The sequence below is a fragment of the Polyangiaceae bacterium genome, assembly GCA_015075635.1.
Lineage (GTDB): Bacteria > Myxococcota_A > Polyangia > Polyangiales > Polyangiaceae > JADJKB01.
This window is the reverse complement of record JABTUA010000002.1, coordinates 3,181,924-3,196,578: the sequence shown is the minus strand read 5'-3', so window position 1 is coordinate 3,196,578 and position 14,655 is coordinate 3,181,924. Positions and strand designations below refer to the sequence as shown.

At 66.9% G+C, this 14,655-nt stretch carries 9 protein-coding genes; 2 read left to right on the top strand and 7 right to left on the bottom strand.

The window, feature by feature from the left end; all coding sequences use genetic code 11:
• Position 1: 1 nt before the first annotated feature.
• The 6 genes from narH to HS104_30365 all read right to left on the bottom strand — a co-directional run bounded on the left by narH (position 2) and on the right by HS104_30365 (position 10,981).
• Positions 2-1,552 carry a nitrate reductase subunit beta gene (gene narH, locus HS104_30390; protein ID MBE7484265.1) on the bottom strand — a complete coding sequence of 517 codons (1,551 nt, stop codon included), beginning with the start codon at positions 1,550-1,552 and terminating at the stop codon, positions 2-4.
• Between the two features lie 21 nt (positions 1,553-1,573).
• Positions 1,574-5,194: a nitrate reductase subunit alpha gene (locus tag HS104_30385; protein ID MBE7484264.1), complete on the bottom strand. Its 3,621-nt coding sequence runs from the start codon at positions 5,192-5,194 to the stop codon at positions 1,574-1,576.
• A gap of 43 nt (positions 5,195-5,237) precedes the next feature.
• Positions 5,238-6,083, bottom strand: a complete 846-nt coding sequence (locus tag HS104_30380) for a cytochrome c (GenBank protein ID MBE7484263.1) — start codon at positions 6,081-6,083, stop codon at positions 5,238-5,240.
• Positions 6,084-6,199: 116 nt separating this feature from the next.
• Positions 6,200-8,344 carry a response regulator gene (locus HS104_30375; GenBank protein ID MBE7484262.1) on the bottom strand — a complete coding sequence of 715 codons (2,145 nt, stop codon included), beginning with the start codon at positions 8,342-8,344 and terminating at the stop codon, positions 6,200-6,202.
• Positions 8,341-9,654, bottom strand: coding sequence for a hypothetical protein (locus tag HS104_30370; protein ID MBE7484261.1), 1,314 nt, complete (start codon positions 9,652-9,654; stop codon positions 8,341-8,343). Before HS104_30370 ends, HS104_30375 begins: the two co-directional genes overlap by 4 nt.
• 190 nt (positions 9,655-9,844) lie before the next feature.
• Positions 9,845-10,981, bottom strand: a complete 1,137-nt coding sequence (locus HS104_30365; protein ID MBE7484260.1) for a tellurite resistance/C4-dicarboxylate transporter family protein — start codon at positions 10,979-10,981, stop codon at positions 9,845-9,847.
• Between the two features lie 444 nt (positions 10,982-11,425).
• Here HS104_30365 and HS104_30360 point away from each other — a divergent pair, with 444 nt between their 5' ends.
• Both HS104_30360 and HS104_30355 read left to right on the top strand, forming a co-directional pair.
• Complete coding sequence (locus tag HS104_30360) at positions 11,426-11,734, top strand: DUF559 domain-containing protein (protein MBE7484259.1); 309 nt, start codon at positions 11,426-11,428, stop codon at positions 11,732-11,734.
• A gap of 205 nt (positions 11,735-11,939) precedes the next feature.
• On the top strand, positions 11,940-12,764 hold the full coding sequence (locus HS104_30355; GenBank protein MBE7484258.1) for a transposase zinc-binding domain-containing protein: 825 nt from the start codon (positions 11,940-11,942) through the stop codon (positions 12,762-12,764).
• A gap of 318 nt (positions 12,765-13,082) precedes the next feature.
• Here the strand turns inward: HS104_30355 and HS104_30350 are convergent, their stop codons facing one another.
• Complete coding sequence (locus HS104_30350; protein MBE7484257.1) at positions 13,083-14,606, bottom strand: hypothetical protein; 1,524 nt, start codon at positions 14,604-14,606, stop codon at positions 13,083-13,085.
• Between the last annotated feature and the right edge of the window lie 49 nt (positions 14,607-14,655).

The window sequence follows — 14,655 nt, the reverse complement described above, 5'->3', positions numbered from 1 at the left end:
CTCAGGACCCTCGCTCCGGCTTCTGCCGGAATCCGAAGCCCGTGGAGCCGCGCGTGTCACCGGTGAACTCGAGCATCTCGTGCGCTTGCTCGCGGTGCGACGGTGGAATCACGAAGCGGTCGTTGAACTTGGCGAGCGCCGTCAGGTAGTAGATGGCCTCCGCGCTCTCCTTGGTGAGCTCGGTGTCTTTCAGGACCTGATTCACCTTGCCCTCGTCGATGTCGCCGACGGTCTTCCAGCGGCGGTAGATGCGCACGGCCATCAGCTTCTTCAGCCGCAGGGCCACCGCCTGCTCGTCGCCGGCGCTGAACAAGCTGGCCATGTACTTCAGCGGGAAGCGCGCCTGGTCCACCGTGCCCCAGAGCTCCTCGGTGCTGGTGTCGTAGAGCCAGTCGTCGGCCCAGGTCTTGGCGATCTCGTTCAGCTTCTTCTTCTGCGCGCCGTCCGTCTCCTTGACCGACGCCATCACGGGCAAGAGTGGCGGGACGTAGAACAGCATCGGCAGCGTGCGGAACTCGGGGTGGAGCGGCAGCGCCATGCCCCACTCCTTGACGAACTTGTAGGTGGGCGAATTCTGCGCCGCCTTGATCGTCGAGTCGGGGATGCCGTTCTTCTTGGCAGCGGCGATCACTTTCGGGTCGAACGGATCCTGGATGATGTCCAGGTGCGCGCCCACCAGCTCGCTTTCGGGGGAGCTCGCGGTCTTCTCGATCAGGTCGGCGTCGTAGAGCATCACGCCCAGGTAGCGGATGCGCCCCACGCACGAATGCATGCACGCCGGCGCGTAGCCCGCCTCGATGCGCGGGTAGCACAGGATGCACTTCTCGCTCTTGCCGGTGTGCCAGTTGTAGTACGACTTCTTGTAGGGGCAGGCGGTCACGCACATGCGCCAGGCTCGGCAGACCTCCTGGTTGATGAGCACGATGCCGTCCTCGCCACGTTTGTAGATGGCGCCCGAGGGGCACGAGGCAACGCAGCCCGGGTTCAAGCAGTGGTTGCAGATGCGCGGCAGGTAGAAGAACGCCATGCGCTCCAGCTGGAACATGGCCTCGCGCTCGGCAGGCGTGAGCTTCGCCAAGTTCGGATCGTTGCGCGCGTAGTCTGGCGTGCCGCTCAGATCGTCGTCCCAGTTGGGACCCATCTGCACGTCCATGGGCTCGCCGGTGATGAGCGAAACCGGTCGCGCCGTGGGCTGATCGTCACCGGGCGGCGCCTCGATCAGGTTCAGATAGTTGTAGGTGAACGGCTCGTAGTAGTCCTCGACCGACGGCAGGTGCGGGTTGTGGAAGATGTTGCCGAGGCCCTTGCCCTTGCCGGCACCCTTGAGGTGGATCTTGCCGTCGCCGCCGCGCTCCCAGCCACCTTTGTAGATGCCCTGGTCCTCCCACTTCCCGGGGTAGCCGGTGCCGGGCTTGGTCTCGACGTTGTTCCACCACTGGTACTCGGCGCCTTTGCGATCAGTCCAGATGTTCTTGCACGCGACGGAACAGGTGTGACAGCCGATGCACTTGTCCAGGTGAAAGACCATCGAGATTTGGGCTCTGATGTCCATGTCCGTTTCCTCTCGTTGGTCTCAGAAGACGACCTTCGTCATCTTCTTTACGAAGACGTGGGTGTCGCGCTGCGGCGCGATCGGTCCCCAGTAGTTGAAGTGGAAGGAGAACTGCCCGTACCCGCCGCTCAGGTAGTTCGGCTTCAGGTGGATGCGCGTGAAGCTGTTGTGACCGCCCGCTCGGCGGTTGCCGCGCACCTGGGACTTGGGGATGCCGACAGTTCGCTCGGGGACGTGATAGACGATGCACACGCCCTTCGGGATGCGCGCGCTCACCGAGGCGCGCGTGCAGTACACACCGTGGTCGTTGTAGACCTCGACCCAGTCGTTGTCCTGGATGCCGAGCGACTCGGCGTCCGCTTCGCTCAGCCAGCACGGCTCGCACCCGCGCGAGAGCGTCAGCATGCGCAGGTTGTCCATGTAGGTCGAGTGGATGTGCCACTTGCCGTGCGGCGTGAGGCAGTTCAGCGCCATCGCCTCGCCGTTCTTCACCGTCTCGCGCAGGTCACCGTATGCCTCCGGTTTGGGTGACGGCTTGTACGTCGGCAGGCACTCGCCGTAGGCGAGGTAGAGCTCGTGATCGAGGTAGAAGTGCTGGCGCCCCGTGAGCGTGCGCCAGGGCACGAGCCGATCGACGTTGTAAGTGTAGGCCGCGTAGGCGCGCCCGTCGTTCATCAGGCCGCTCCACAGCGGCGAGGTGTTGTAGCGCCGCGGCTGGGCCTGCAGGTCCTCGTAGGTCAGGTGCACGTCGCGGCTGCCGTGGCCGATGTCCGCCAGCCGGAGGCCCGTCTTCTTCTCCATGTTCTCGTAGGCGCGGACGTTCAGCTTGCCGTTCGTCAGCGTCGACAAGTGCAGGAGCACGTTGGCCGCCAGGTTGTCTTCGCGCAACGAGGGGTAGACCTTGCCGTCGATGGTCTCGACCGGATAGTGGTTCGATTCGATCAGCTCGTCGTAGGCGTCCTCGCACATGTAGTGGTTGCCGTGCGCGCCCAGGCCCTGCTTCCTCACGCCTTCGCCCAGCGTGATGTAGCGCTCGTAGAGCTTGGTGAAGTCGCGCTCGACGACCGTCAGCTTGTGCATGGTCTGGCCAGGAATGGCGTCGCACTCGCCGCGGTACCAGTCCTTGATCGCGGGCTGAGTGATCTCGTCGGCGCTGTCGTGCGAGAGCGGCGAAGCCACCACGTCCTTGTGCACGCCGGGGAGGTGCTTCTTGGCCAGGTTCGCCGTGGCGCGAGAGATCTCCTTGAAGATGTCCCAGTCCGACTTCGACTCCCAGACCGGCGCTACCGCCTGCGACAGAGGGTGAATGAACGAGTGCAAGTCGGTGCTGTTCATGTCCGCCTTCTCGTACCAAGAGGCCGCGGGCAGCACGATGTCCGAGTAGAGCGCCGACGAGTCCATCCGGAAGTTGAGATCGACCACGAGGTCCATCTTTCCGGTGGGTGCGACGTCGTGCCACTTCACTTCCTCCGGGTGCTCCGCGGAGTCCTTGCCGATCGCGTTCGAGTGCGTGCCGAGGTAGTGCTTGAGGGCGTATTCGTGGCCCTTCATGCTCCCCATGATCGCGTTGCCGCGCCAGATGTACCAAACGCGCGGGTGGTTCTCCGGGGCCTCGGGATCGCTGACGGAGTACTCGAGCTTCTTGCTCTTCAGCTTCTCCACCACGTACTGCTTGATCTCGTCGTCGGTCTTCGCGCCGTGCTCCTGGGCTTCGCGGCACAGCTCGAGCGTGTTCTGCTTGAACTGCGGATAGAACGGCATCCACCCCATGCGCACCGAGCGGAAGATGGTGTCGGCGGTGTGGAGCTTGGTCCACTCGTTCTTGGGCACCGCGTTGTAGCGCGAGTAGTGCCCGTCGTAGCGGTATTGGCAGGTATTGAGGTAGTGCCAGAGCGGCGCCTGCTGCAGGCGGCTCGCGCTGACGTGGTCTTTGGCGAACGCCATCGTCCCCCACGAGTCCGACGGCGCCAGCTTCTCCTGGCCGACGTAGTGGTTCAGCCCGCCGCCGTTCTTGCCCACGCACCCCGACAGCATCAGCGCCATGGCGCCGGCGCGGTACATCAGGTTGGAGTGGTACCAGTGGTTGATGCCGGCACCGACGATGATCATGCACTTGCCCTGCGTGGTCGCCGCGGTGTTGGCCCACTCGCGCGCGAACTGCAGCACCGTCTTCGAGTCGACGCCGGTGAGGATCTCCTGCCAGGCTGGCGTGTAGGCCGAGTCCTTGTCGGTGTAGTCCTTGGGATAGTCACCCGGCAGACCGCGACCGACGCCGTACTGGGCCATGATCAGGTCGTAGACCGTGGTGACCGCCACCTTGCCCTCGGCGGTCTCGACGTAGCGCACCGGCACGTTGCGAATCGCCTTGCGATCGAGGCCGAACTCCGTGAACTCCGTGGGCAGCGTCTCGTCTCGATTGCCGAGCAGAGTGAGGATCGGGTCGTAGGGCTGGTCATCCAGCGCGTTCTCGAGCTTGATGTTCCACTTGGCCGTGTCCTTCTTGGCCCAGCGGAAGCCCACGCTGCCCTTGGGGATCACCAGCTCGTTGGTCGCCTCGTCGATGTTGAGGAACTTCCAGTCGCCGTGCTCGATCGCCGCGAATTTAGCGAGCTCGTTGGCACGCAGGAGGCGCCCGGGGCGGTAGTGATCGCCGACCTGCTCGAGCTTCACCAAGAACGGGCTGTCCGTGTACTGCTTGACGTACTGGATGAAGTACGGCGTCTGCTCCTCGTGGTGGAACTCCTTGAGGATGACGTGGGAGACGGCCATCCAGAACGCGCCGTCGCTGCCGGCGTGGAGCGGCACCCACTGATCGGCGTACTTGCAGACCTGGCTGAAGTCCGGGGAGAAGACCACCGCCTTGGTGCCGTTGTGGCGCGCTTCGGCGAAGAAGTGGCAGTCGGGCGTGCGCGTCATGTTCAGACACGCGCCCATGTCGGCGATCATCTTCGAGTTGTACCAATCGGCGCTCTCGCACACGTCCGTCTGCTCGCCCCAGATCTCGGGGAACGCCGTGGGCAAATCGCAGTACCAGTCGTAGAAGCTGAGGTTCGCGCCGCCGAAGAGCTGCAGGAAGCGACCGCCCGCCGCGTAGCTCAGCATCGACATCGCCGGGATGGGTGAGAAGCCGAAGACGCGGTCGGGCCCGTACTTCTTGGCGGTGTGGAGGTTCGCCGCCGCCATGATCTCGAGCACGGTGTCCCAGGACGCGCGGCGGAAGCCGCCCTTACCTCGGGCCTTTTGGAAGCTCTTGCGCTGCTCGGGGTCGCCCATGAGCTTGGCCCAAGCGGCGACCGGGTCCCCCTTCGCGTGCTCCTTCGCGTTCTCGAAAGCGTCGATCAGCGCCCCGCGGATCAGCGGGTACTTGATGCGAAGCGGGCTGTACAGGTACCAGGAGTACGAGATGCCGCGCTGGCAGCCGCGCGGCTCGTAGGGCGGGAGCGAGTCCTCGAGCAGCGGATAGTCGAGCTGCTGCGTCTCCCAGACCACGATGCCGTCCTTCACGTGGATCTGCCAGGAGCAGCCTCCCGTGCAGTTCACCCCGTGCGTGCTGCGCACGATGCGGTCGTGCTGAAAGCGGTTCCGGTAAAACTCCTCCCACTGCCGAGTCTTGGGCGAGATGATGTCCTGGATCCAGCTCATGGCTTTGTCACTCCAAGTCTTTCGCTGACGTTCTTCTGGTGTGTCACTCGGACTTCACCTGGCGCTCGAAGATCTCGCGGTTGACCGGCCCCGGCTTGCGCCGCCGCCAGATCACCCCGTACAGGCCTGCGAGCACGACGAACATCGCCGAGCCGCCCGCGACCAGCCGATTGCCGTAGTCCACCGGCGTCTGCAGCGCCTGCGTCTTGTCGACGTCTTGCAGGAACCCGACGATGTCGCGCGCTTCGCTCTGCGTGAGCGGCGCGTCCTTGTACGCGGCCTCCATCACCGGAAAGGGAGGCTTGCCGAGGATGGCGCTCACGCCCGGAGCGCCGACGCGGGAGAACACCTGCGTCAGGTCCTTGGCGAGCACGCCGCCGCCGATCACCGCGTCGTGGGTGACGTGATGGCACGAGTTGCAGGCCGGTCCGGCGTTTTCCAGCCGGATCAGCCCCTGGAACAGGCGTCGGCCGCGGTCGATCTCGGCAGAGGTCGCTTCGGGAAAGCTCTCCCCCATGCCCCCGCCGGAGCCCGAGCCCCCGGCCCTGATGAAGTCGATGATGTCCTTGATGTCCGCCTCGGAGAACTGAGGCATGTCGGGCATCGGAGTCTTGTTGAAGTCGTTGAAGAGCTTCACCGCAACCGGATCGCCGGACGCGATGACCGACTGCGACGACTTGATGAACTGGAGCAACCACTCTTCGGAGCGCCGGTCGGCGACGCCCTTCAAGTCCGGGCCGACGCGCGTGCCGCCGCCGATGGTGTGGCAGGCCGCGCACACGCTGTTGAATTTCTGCTCGCCGCCCGAAGCCCGCGCGTCGGTGGCACCGAGCACGACGGCGACGGCGGCGCCGATGGAGAGGGCGCGCCAGACAGTGGACGGTTTCATGATCGGTCTCCGGGCGGCGGCACGAGAGAGGCGTGCCGCCCGAGACCAGCGTTACGTTCCGGCGCTTACAGGCGACTTACGCGCGCCCGGTCCGGCTGACATCCGTCACGCCTGCGCTAGCTCGAAGAGCGAAAAACCCGTTGCCGGAGCGCCTCCAGCTCCGGCGAGCTCTTCACGCCCAGGTCCTTCTCGAGTGCGACCCTGAACTCGTCGAACTGGGCTCGTGCCTCGCCGGCTCGCCCCATGCGCAGCAGCAGGCGGAGCTGCGACTCGAGCAGATCCTCGCGATGTTGCCCGATCCGCAGCGCCTGCTGAAGGTGCCCGACGGCGCTCTCCAGGTCTCCACTTCGCGCACGCAAGGTGGCGGCACGCTCCAGCACCCGAAGCTGAAGCTCCGCGAGCTCGCGGCGCTCCGCCTCGCACCACTCGGCGTAGGGATCGTCCTGGAACAGCTCGCCCCGGTACAGCTCCAGCGCTTGCTCGAGCGTCGCGATCGCCTTGGCAGAACCGCCCGACTCACGCATGCCCGTCCGCGCGAGCTCCCGATAGCGGACGAGGTCGATCTCCATCGGGGCGTCGAGGTTCAGGTAATACACATCACCGCGGTTTCGAACGTACAGCCAGGCGCGGTCCGCCCGGTGCGGCTCGATCACCGATCTGAGCGCGTGCATCACGCCGTGCAGCCGGTTGGCTCCGCTCTGTGGGTCGGCGTCCGGCCAGAGTTGCTCGATCAAGAAATCCTTGCTGATCGGCGTCCCCGCCCTGAGCGCCAGCAGCTTGAGCAGCATCAGCGCCTTGCTGCGCGAGAACTGCTCGGCTGAAATCGCCGAGCCCCGCTTCAGCACCTCGAAGCTCCCCAGACAGCGGAGCTCGAGCTCCGGAGCCTTCGCCTCGTCGCCGGGATGCGCGACGCTGCTCGGGTCGAGTCGGAGTCCCGGACGGCTCGGCGCGAGGTGCAGCGCGGCCTGCTGCGCCATCACCAGCAGGGGAACCAGGCGCGCCGTGGCGTAGTTCTCACCTCGGCGCCCGAGGTCCACGGCGATGAGCCCGTGAAAGCGACCGTTCTCGCGGAGCGGCAGGCAGCACGGGGCGGTCACTCGGCTGGGAATGCCGCGCCGGCAGGGGATGGGCCAGCCACGCCGACCCCGATCGGCGGCGAAGCCATGCCCGTCCAAGACCGTAGGGCAGTCCGCCCACTCCCCGAGCTCGGCGCGGGCGCAGAGCAGCGAGGCGGGCCCGGTCGACACCACGCGGGCCGGCAAGCCCTTCTCCGGGTCGACCAACGCGATGGTGCCGTAGGTGGCGTTGGCGCGGCGACAGATGGTATCGAGCAGCGCTCGGAGCTGCGCGTCCGATCCTGATTCGTGGGGCGCGCACACCGCGTCGACCTCCTGCCTGAGCGTGGCGAGCCCAGCGCGCACCGCGCTCGACACGGGGACAGCGACGCGCTCCAGCAACGCGACGGCGCGCTCGACGGGAAAGCTCTCGCTGCGGGAGAGCAAGTGAATCGAGCCTAGGGCTCCCCGCGCCTCCGTCAGCGGCGCACACGCGTAGGAGCGGATGCCTCGCTCAGTGACCCTTCGCCGGAGGAAACGCGGATCGTCCGCCAGATCGCTGGTCGCGAGGCTCTTGCCGGTCGCGACGACGATGCCCGGGTAGCCGACGTTGGGCTCGAAGCGCATGCGATCGGACATCGCTTCACCGTCGGGGCCGGTCCAGACGGAGAGCAAGGCGTCCTTCCCATCTGGCTCGGAGAGGAAGAGCTCGCAGTCGTCCGCTCCGGTGGCGCCTCGTAGCGTCTCGAGGGCGGCTCCCAGGCTGCTGAACAGGTCGTCCGGGGAAAGCAGCGCCGCCACCGCGGCGACGACGCCTTCGACGTCCAGCTCGCCCTGAGCAGCGGGCGCGACGTGCCGCTTCACGACGTCGAGCAGCGCGGAGTTGTCGAACGGCTTGGTGAGGTAGTCGCTCGCTCCTTCCTTCATCGCTTCGACGGCCGAGTCGATGCTTCCGAATGCGGTCAAGAGCACGACCCGCGTTTGTGGCGAGCGCGCCTTCACCTCCGCGAGGAGCTGAACGCCGTCCATGCGCGGCATTCGGATGTCGGTCAACACCAGCGTCGTTTCGCGCTTCTCCATCAGCGAGAGTGCCTGCTTCGCGGAGTAGGCCACCTCCACGTCCAGCGGCAGCTCGCCGAGGAGCATGGCGATACCGTCCGCCATGTCGCGATGATCGTCGACCACCAGCACCCGAGGCCGAGTCATGCGGGGTCATCCCCCACCGAAGGCAGCCCTCGACTGGGAGGGACCTCGGGTAACAAGACGCGAAAGGTCGTCCCCTGCCGCGTCTCGCTCTCGACGCTGATGCTGCCCCCGTGGCCGCGGACGATGTTGTCCGCGACCGCGAGCCCGAGCCCCGTTCCGGTCGGCTTGGTCGTGAAGAAGGGTTGGAAGATTCGCTCGAGCTCTTCCGCTGGGATGCCTTCGCCGCAATCGCTGATCTCGATGGCGCGCGTGATTGGCGCGAGCTCCGGCGCTTCGAAGGCGCGGAGCTGCACGGTCCCGCCCTGTCGCGAAGCCTCTATGGCGTTCAACGTGAGGTTCAGCACCGCTTGCCGAAGCTGCTGCGCGTCCGCCTCCGCCCACACCGCCGAGGCGCTCTCCTCGTGGATGATCCGCACGCCGAGCTTCGCGGCCAGTGGCTCCACGGATTGGGCCACGTCGTGGCACACCGTCCGGAGATCGACGCGCTCGTGCTTGGGCTTCCGCGGTCGCGCGAGCTCGAGCAGGTCTCCGGTGATCTTCCGGCAGCTCTCGGCGTTGCGCTGGATGGTCTCCAGGTGCCGCTGGAGCGGATCGCCCTTGGGCAGTCGAGCCAGCGCGTGCTGTGCGTAGAGCGATACGACGCCGATGGGGTTGTTGATCTCGTGGGCCACCACCGCAGCGAGCTTGCCGACGACCGAGATCTGCTCCTCGTGCGCCAGGCGACGTTCGAGAGCCAGACGGTCGGTGACGTCACGGGCGACCACGACCAGGCCCATGGAACGCTCGCGCTGATCGCGCACGACCGACGACGTGGCCTCGTAGCTCCGGCCGGCGTGCTCGAAGACCCGCGCGCCCGTCGCGCCCTCGAGCGTTGCTTTCAGCACGTCCGCACGTGTCGCATCCGCGGCTCCCGGCGCACCCCACAGCTGTGCGGCGCGCTGGTTCTCGAGCAGCACGTTGCCCGCGCGGTCCGAGAAGCTCACCGCATCCCCCATGCAATCGATGATGGCCTGGAGCCTGGAACGCTCTGTCTCGAGCTCTTCGCGCGCATCTCTCAGACGATCGCTCTCGAGCGACGGGTCGTCGACGCTCCCGGCCGGCCGCCGCTCGCTCTGGTGCTTGCCGGTCAGGTAGTGGGTCAAGAGGGAGCTCACGACGAGCGTCAGGACGAGCCCCGCCAACGTGCCGAGCGCCCATGAGCTCAGCCTGTTGCCGACGCCAACCAGCACCAGGACGATACCCACGATGGCGAGCCAGCGCAGGCGCACCAGCCAGCCGAAGACAGGACCGGCGGGCTGCGCGCGCGCCATCGCTAGCGCCGACCCTGTCGAGCGGGTCTCACAAGAACTCTCGATCCGGTGGCGCGTGGGCCACGGCTGTGTCGAGCTCGCGATGGGTCCTCCCGAGGCGAGGGCCTGTAGGCCCGCTGCCGGCTCCGAGCGTAGCACGCACCGACTGGGGTCGTGGACACACGCGGAAACAGCGTCGGGCATTGTGCGCTCATGACCGAGCTTGGCCGAGGCGCGCTTCCCCGGCGCGCTCGCGGCGAACGGTGTCCGCGAGTGAGAACAGGCGCCGCGCGAACCCCGCGAACGCGAGGCTCCACGCGACGATGGCGACCACGACGAAGCGCCGGGCCAGCACCGAGAGCTCGACGATCCCCGTGACACTCGCGAGCTGAAAGCTGCAGGCCGCGTACATCCCCAGAGGAAAGACCGCTCCCCAGTACAGCGGGTCGTACGAGATGGGGAAACGTTTCACCACATGCCGCCACACCGCCAAGATCACCAGCATGGGGACCCACCAGGTCGCCGTCGCCCAGTACCAGAGCGTGAACCCCTTCAGGAACGGCAAGAGCGAGCTGAGCAGCTCCGAGCCTTCGGCGTTCTTGATCAAGGCGGTGCCTGCGAGCGTCGAGATCGCCATCGCCCCCATGTTGATCCAGTAAGGCGGCATCAGATCGCTCGGGAGGAAGCGGAAGAAGGTGTAGCGATAGAAGATCAGCGAGATGGTCCAAATGTAGAGCATACCCCCGCACAGCCACAACGCGAGCATCGCGAAGAGCGCGAACGGGCGGCTCGCACCGAAAGCGGTCGAGACATTGCAGCCGAGGACGCAGAGCGACTGCGTCGCGACGACCGCGACCAGCCAGCCACCGTTGATGCCGTCGGGCAAGCTCGGCTTGGTTTCGCGAACGGTCAGCGCCGTGAAGATGGCGTACATGCAGCCGCACCAGAGCGCGAGGCCGAGCCACCAGATGCTCTTGCCCAGGTCCAGGGCGGAGCGGAGCATCACGTGTTGGTTTCCGACGATGCAGGTGCTCGCGACGATGGTGAAGAAACCCACACCCCGTTGGTGATCGCTCCAGTCGGCGACGAACTCTCTGGGAAATCGCGCGACCCGCAGCAGCGTCAGCGCGACGAGCGTCGCCAAGAGCGGCAGGTTCAGCCAGAGCAGCGCGGTCGCGGCCAATTCGTGCCCGACCATGGCGCAGGCCATCGAGACGATGCCGGTCGACATCACCATCGCGAAGTAGGCCGGCTGCAGGTACTTCAGTTGCCCGTCTGCGACGCGCAGCAGGGCGGCGCCCCAGCTCCCGCTCGGCCCGACGCGTCGGGCCTGGGCTTCTCTGACCATCGTGCGACCGCGACGCTAGCGCCCCGCAATTACACGGCGCTTACGCCAGCAGCGGCGCTCGCGGTCAGCGCGTCACCGGCCCAATGTCTCACGGACCGTCGCCGCGATCACGGCGCCCTGGAAATCTCCGCTGTTGTCGAGCTCGGCCGCCCAAGGAAGCGTCTCCCTGAGCTGCCGGTCGTCCATCGGCCGCGATTCTAGCGGCCTCGCCGGCGGTATCCATGCGCGCGCTCAGCGGGCAGCGACGGCCGTCACGATCCACGTGCTGGACGGCGCGTAGACGCCGCGGTTGTCGCAGTCCGGATTCGTCACTCGCGAGTCGCCGGGGCCGCGGAATGAACTACACGGCCCGGGTCCGCGCGCTTGGATGCCTCCGTGTGTTGCCGAGCACGTGAAAGCGCAGAAATTTGAGCAGCCCGGCCGATCGAGGACGAGCCGCGCGCCATGCGCTTTGCGCAGACGCCCACGGAGGAGGCGCTGTGGCGGGAGCTGCGTGGCGGGAAGCTGGGCGCGGTCGTCCGACGTCAGTACGTCGTCGGCCGGTACATCGCGGACTTCGCCGTGCCCTCCGTGCGCGTCGTGATTGAGGTCGATGGCGCGTACCACGCCAGCCGGCGTGCGGCCGATGCGCGCCGGGACCGGGAGCTTGGTCGCCGCGGGTGGCGGGTGTTGCGGCTGCCGGCGGAGCTCGTTGCCCGGGACCTCGGGGAAGCGGTCGCGCGCGTGCGCGCGGTGCTCGGCAGCGATGGGTGACGGTGGCACCCCGCCGGGTGTCACGAAGCGCGTCGATCGCCACCTGAGTTCGCCACTTCGCCACCTTGTGAGCGAGCGAAACAGCGGGGTTTTGGGTTCACCTGGCTGGCACGCCGCTCGCTGAGGCGGCAGTGGCGTGGGCCACCCTGCACATGCGCTCGCACAGCCCGAGCGCTCGCGCTTCCGCCACCGGCCGGAGAGGACCGTGCTCTACCAGACGGTGGCGGAGCACTGGCCGGCGTTCCTCGAGCGCGCGGAGGAGCACGGCGGACTGCCGCGCTTCGTGGTGAAGGAGTTCGAGGAGTACCTTCGCTGCGGGCGTCTCGAGCACGGGTGTCTGCATCTGGTCTGTCGCGAGTGCGGCTACTCCGAGCTCGTCGCCTTCTCCTGCAAACAGCGCGGATTCTGCCCCTCCTGCCTCGGTCGGCGGATGGCGGACACCGCCGTCCACTTGGAGCAGAGCGTCCTGCCGCGCGTGCCCATTCGCCATTGGATCTGCTCACTGCCCTGGGGACTGCGAGCCTTGCTCGGCTACGACCGGAAGCTCTGCGCCGAGGTGGTGAGCGCGTTCATGGCAGAGGTGGACCGCTCACTGCGCTGGCGAGCGAAGCGCCAGCTCGGGCTAGCGAGCGTCGCAGACGCGCACACGGGCGGCGTGGCCGCGGTGCAGAGGACGGACAGCGCGCTGCGCCTGAACGTCCACTTACGACGTCCCGGCGCAGATGAAGAGCGGGCTCGGCGATCTGGCGCGATTCATGAGCCTGGAGATGGCCCCGCTCAGCGAGCCCGCCACGCTGGTCGCGCTCTCTCCTTCCACCTACGTCGACCGCATCCGTGCGCCGCTCTTCCTCTACGCAGGAGCTCGCGACGTGCGCACGCCCGTCAATCAGCTCGACGGGCTGGTGAGGACCTTGCGCGCCAAGAAGCAGCGGGTAGAGTACATGCTGGTCGATCAAGGTCATGCCCGGGGCGACCCGAGGACCAACGCCGAGATGACCGCCGTTGTGCCTCCAACTCGACGCAGCGGTGAGCGCCTCGCCGAACGCGGAGGTGTGCCCTGCGCAGGGAGCGAGTGGAGAATCTGCCGAAGTCGCGCCTGCCGACCGCCCAGCCGGGGTTCGCGGGCAGCGCTCGATCCGAGCTCCGCCGCCGCGTACTTCCAACTCGTTGGGTTTCTACAGGTGGAAACTCCTACGCGCCGCAGGCGGGCTCAACAAGATCCCGTCGGCCCAGACCGCGGGCAACATGGACGCCTACTCGTCGTTCCTCACCTTCCGCGCGCGCCGGGCTCACGCCACGGGCAAGCAGCAGGGACCTTCGCGGCTCCACGTCGGGAACTTGGCGACGTTCAGCCGCCCGCGCAAAATGCCAGGACTTCGAGCTTGGCCTGAGCGTCGCTCTGGATCTTGGTGCAGGTTTCAGGACACAGCACGATCGAGCTGCCGCCCGCATCTCCACCGCCACTGCCGACGGTGAGGTAGAAAGATCCGGCTTTGCACTGCGTGGCGTCGTTCACCTGGGTGAACGCTTCCGGTGAGCCTCCCGCCGAGGGTGTGTACGCGAGCATGAGGGTCTTCGGATCGATGGTCTTGCCCGCGGGAGGCGCCGGCACGTCGAACGTGCAAGCAATCTTCACGCCCTTGACCACGCTCTCGGCGATCTTCTTGAACACCACGTCGAAGCCCACGCCCTCGCATACCGGGTAGCGCAGGCCCCCGGTCAGCATGCTGAGCGCTTGGCTGCCCGGTCCGGAGTTCACCGCGGTCGCGCACTTGGAGGCGACGAGCCCGTCGGTCGGCGGGTATTCTCCCGTCGCATTGGCGGTGTTTTTGCTGACTCCCACCAGACTGTGCCAGACGTAGTTGCGCTTCGTGGCGGTGCCGAACTGGAGCGGGTCGAGAGCCAGCAAGTCGGTGTCGAAGTTCTGCGCGGCCAGAGGCGCATCGGTCAGGTAGCTGCTCGCGGTGCCGTCGTCGTAGCAGCTCGGGCCGTTGACCGCGCACGAGGAGTAGTAGGCCGCGGTCGACGGCCATTGGCAATCCATACGATCGTCGCTGACCAGTACGAAGGTCTTCAGAGCTTCCTTGCGCAGCCACTGCGACCAGCCGCCTGGAGCCAGGTTGTAGCGATCGGGCTGCTTGTACCAGTCCAGCATCTTGCACCAAGCGTCCCAACTCTCAACGTCGTCGTGATCGTAGTGATAGAAGACTGGTGGGTTGTTGGTGGGTGCGGTGTTCTGGAGCACGCCCGTGCATGGCGCTCCCCCAAGCGGCGGGGAAATGCAGATCGACGACTCGTAACTAGAGGGCGTGTTGTATCCGCCGTGCTCGCCGATCACGATCACGCGGTAGTCCACGGTGAGCGACCCGAGCACCTGTGCGAAGTTAGTGTTGATGTTGTCCTGGATCGCCTTCATTTCCTCGGCCATCGAGCAGGAGTTGTCGACGACGAAGATGACGTCGACCGGTGTCTTGATGAACGAAGCCTGGAACTTTTGGACGGCGCAGGCCGCGTCCGGGTTCAGCGCGCCGTCGCCGGCATCGGGGGCCGAGCCGCCGGTGCCCGTTCCGCCGGAGCCGCCGGCGCCACCCGCTCCGCCGGACCCGCCCGAGCCGGAGCCGCCGCTCCCGCAGTCACACGCGTCCCACTCGCCACTCGCCGAGCAGGTCTGCCCGCCCTGACACGCTCCGGGGCCCACGCACACCCGCGTGTCGCCCGGCGCGCAGGTGCCGGCGCCGCCGATACCCGCGCCACCGGTGCTCGCGCCCCCCGAGTGCAAGCCAGTGTCCGACGACTCTCCGCCGCACGCGCTCGCCAGAGCCGCGCCCAGAATCAAGCCGGTGCCCACGTAACCCGCATAACGGAGCGTCATCGATCCGGTCTCCCCAGCCGGGGCAGACTTCCCACCCCGAGTCGGAAGC

What these genes read in the sequence shown, in the direction of transcription:
- HS104_30365 (MBE7484260.1), bottom strand. Translation starts at nt 10,981, where the DNA reads ATGGTCAGAGAAGCCCAGGCCCGACGCGTCGGGCCGAGCGGGAGCTGG.
- HS104_30360 (MBE7484259.1), top strand. Translation starts at nt 11,426, where the DNA reads ATGCGCTTTGCGCAGACGCCCACGGAGGAGGCGCTGTGGCGGGAGCTG.
- narH (MBE7484265.1), bottom strand. Translation starts at nt 1,552, where the DNA reads ATGGACATCAGAGCCCAAATCTCGATGGTCTTTCACCTGGACAAGTGC.
- HS104_30375 (MBE7484262.1), bottom strand. Translation starts at nt 8,344, where the DNA reads ATGACTCGGCCTCGGGTGCTGGTGGTCGACGATCATCGCGACATGGCG.
- HS104_30385 (MBE7484264.1), bottom strand. Translation starts at nt 5,194, where the DNA reads ATGAGCTGGATCCAGGACATCATCTCGCCCAAGACTCGGCAGTGGGAG.
- HS104_30370 (MBE7484261.1), bottom strand. Translation starts at nt 9,654, where the DNA reads ATGGCGCGCGCGCAGCCCGCCGGTCCTGTCTTCGGCTGGCTGGTGCGC.
- HS104_30380 (MBE7484263.1), bottom strand. Translation starts at nt 6,083, where the DNA reads ATGAAACCGTCCACTGTCTGGCGCGCCCTCTCCATCGGCGCCGCCGTC.
- HS104_30350 (MBE7484257.1), bottom strand. Translation starts at nt 14,606, where the DNA reads ATGACGCTCCGTTATGCGGGTTACGTGGGCACCGGCTTGATTCTGGGC.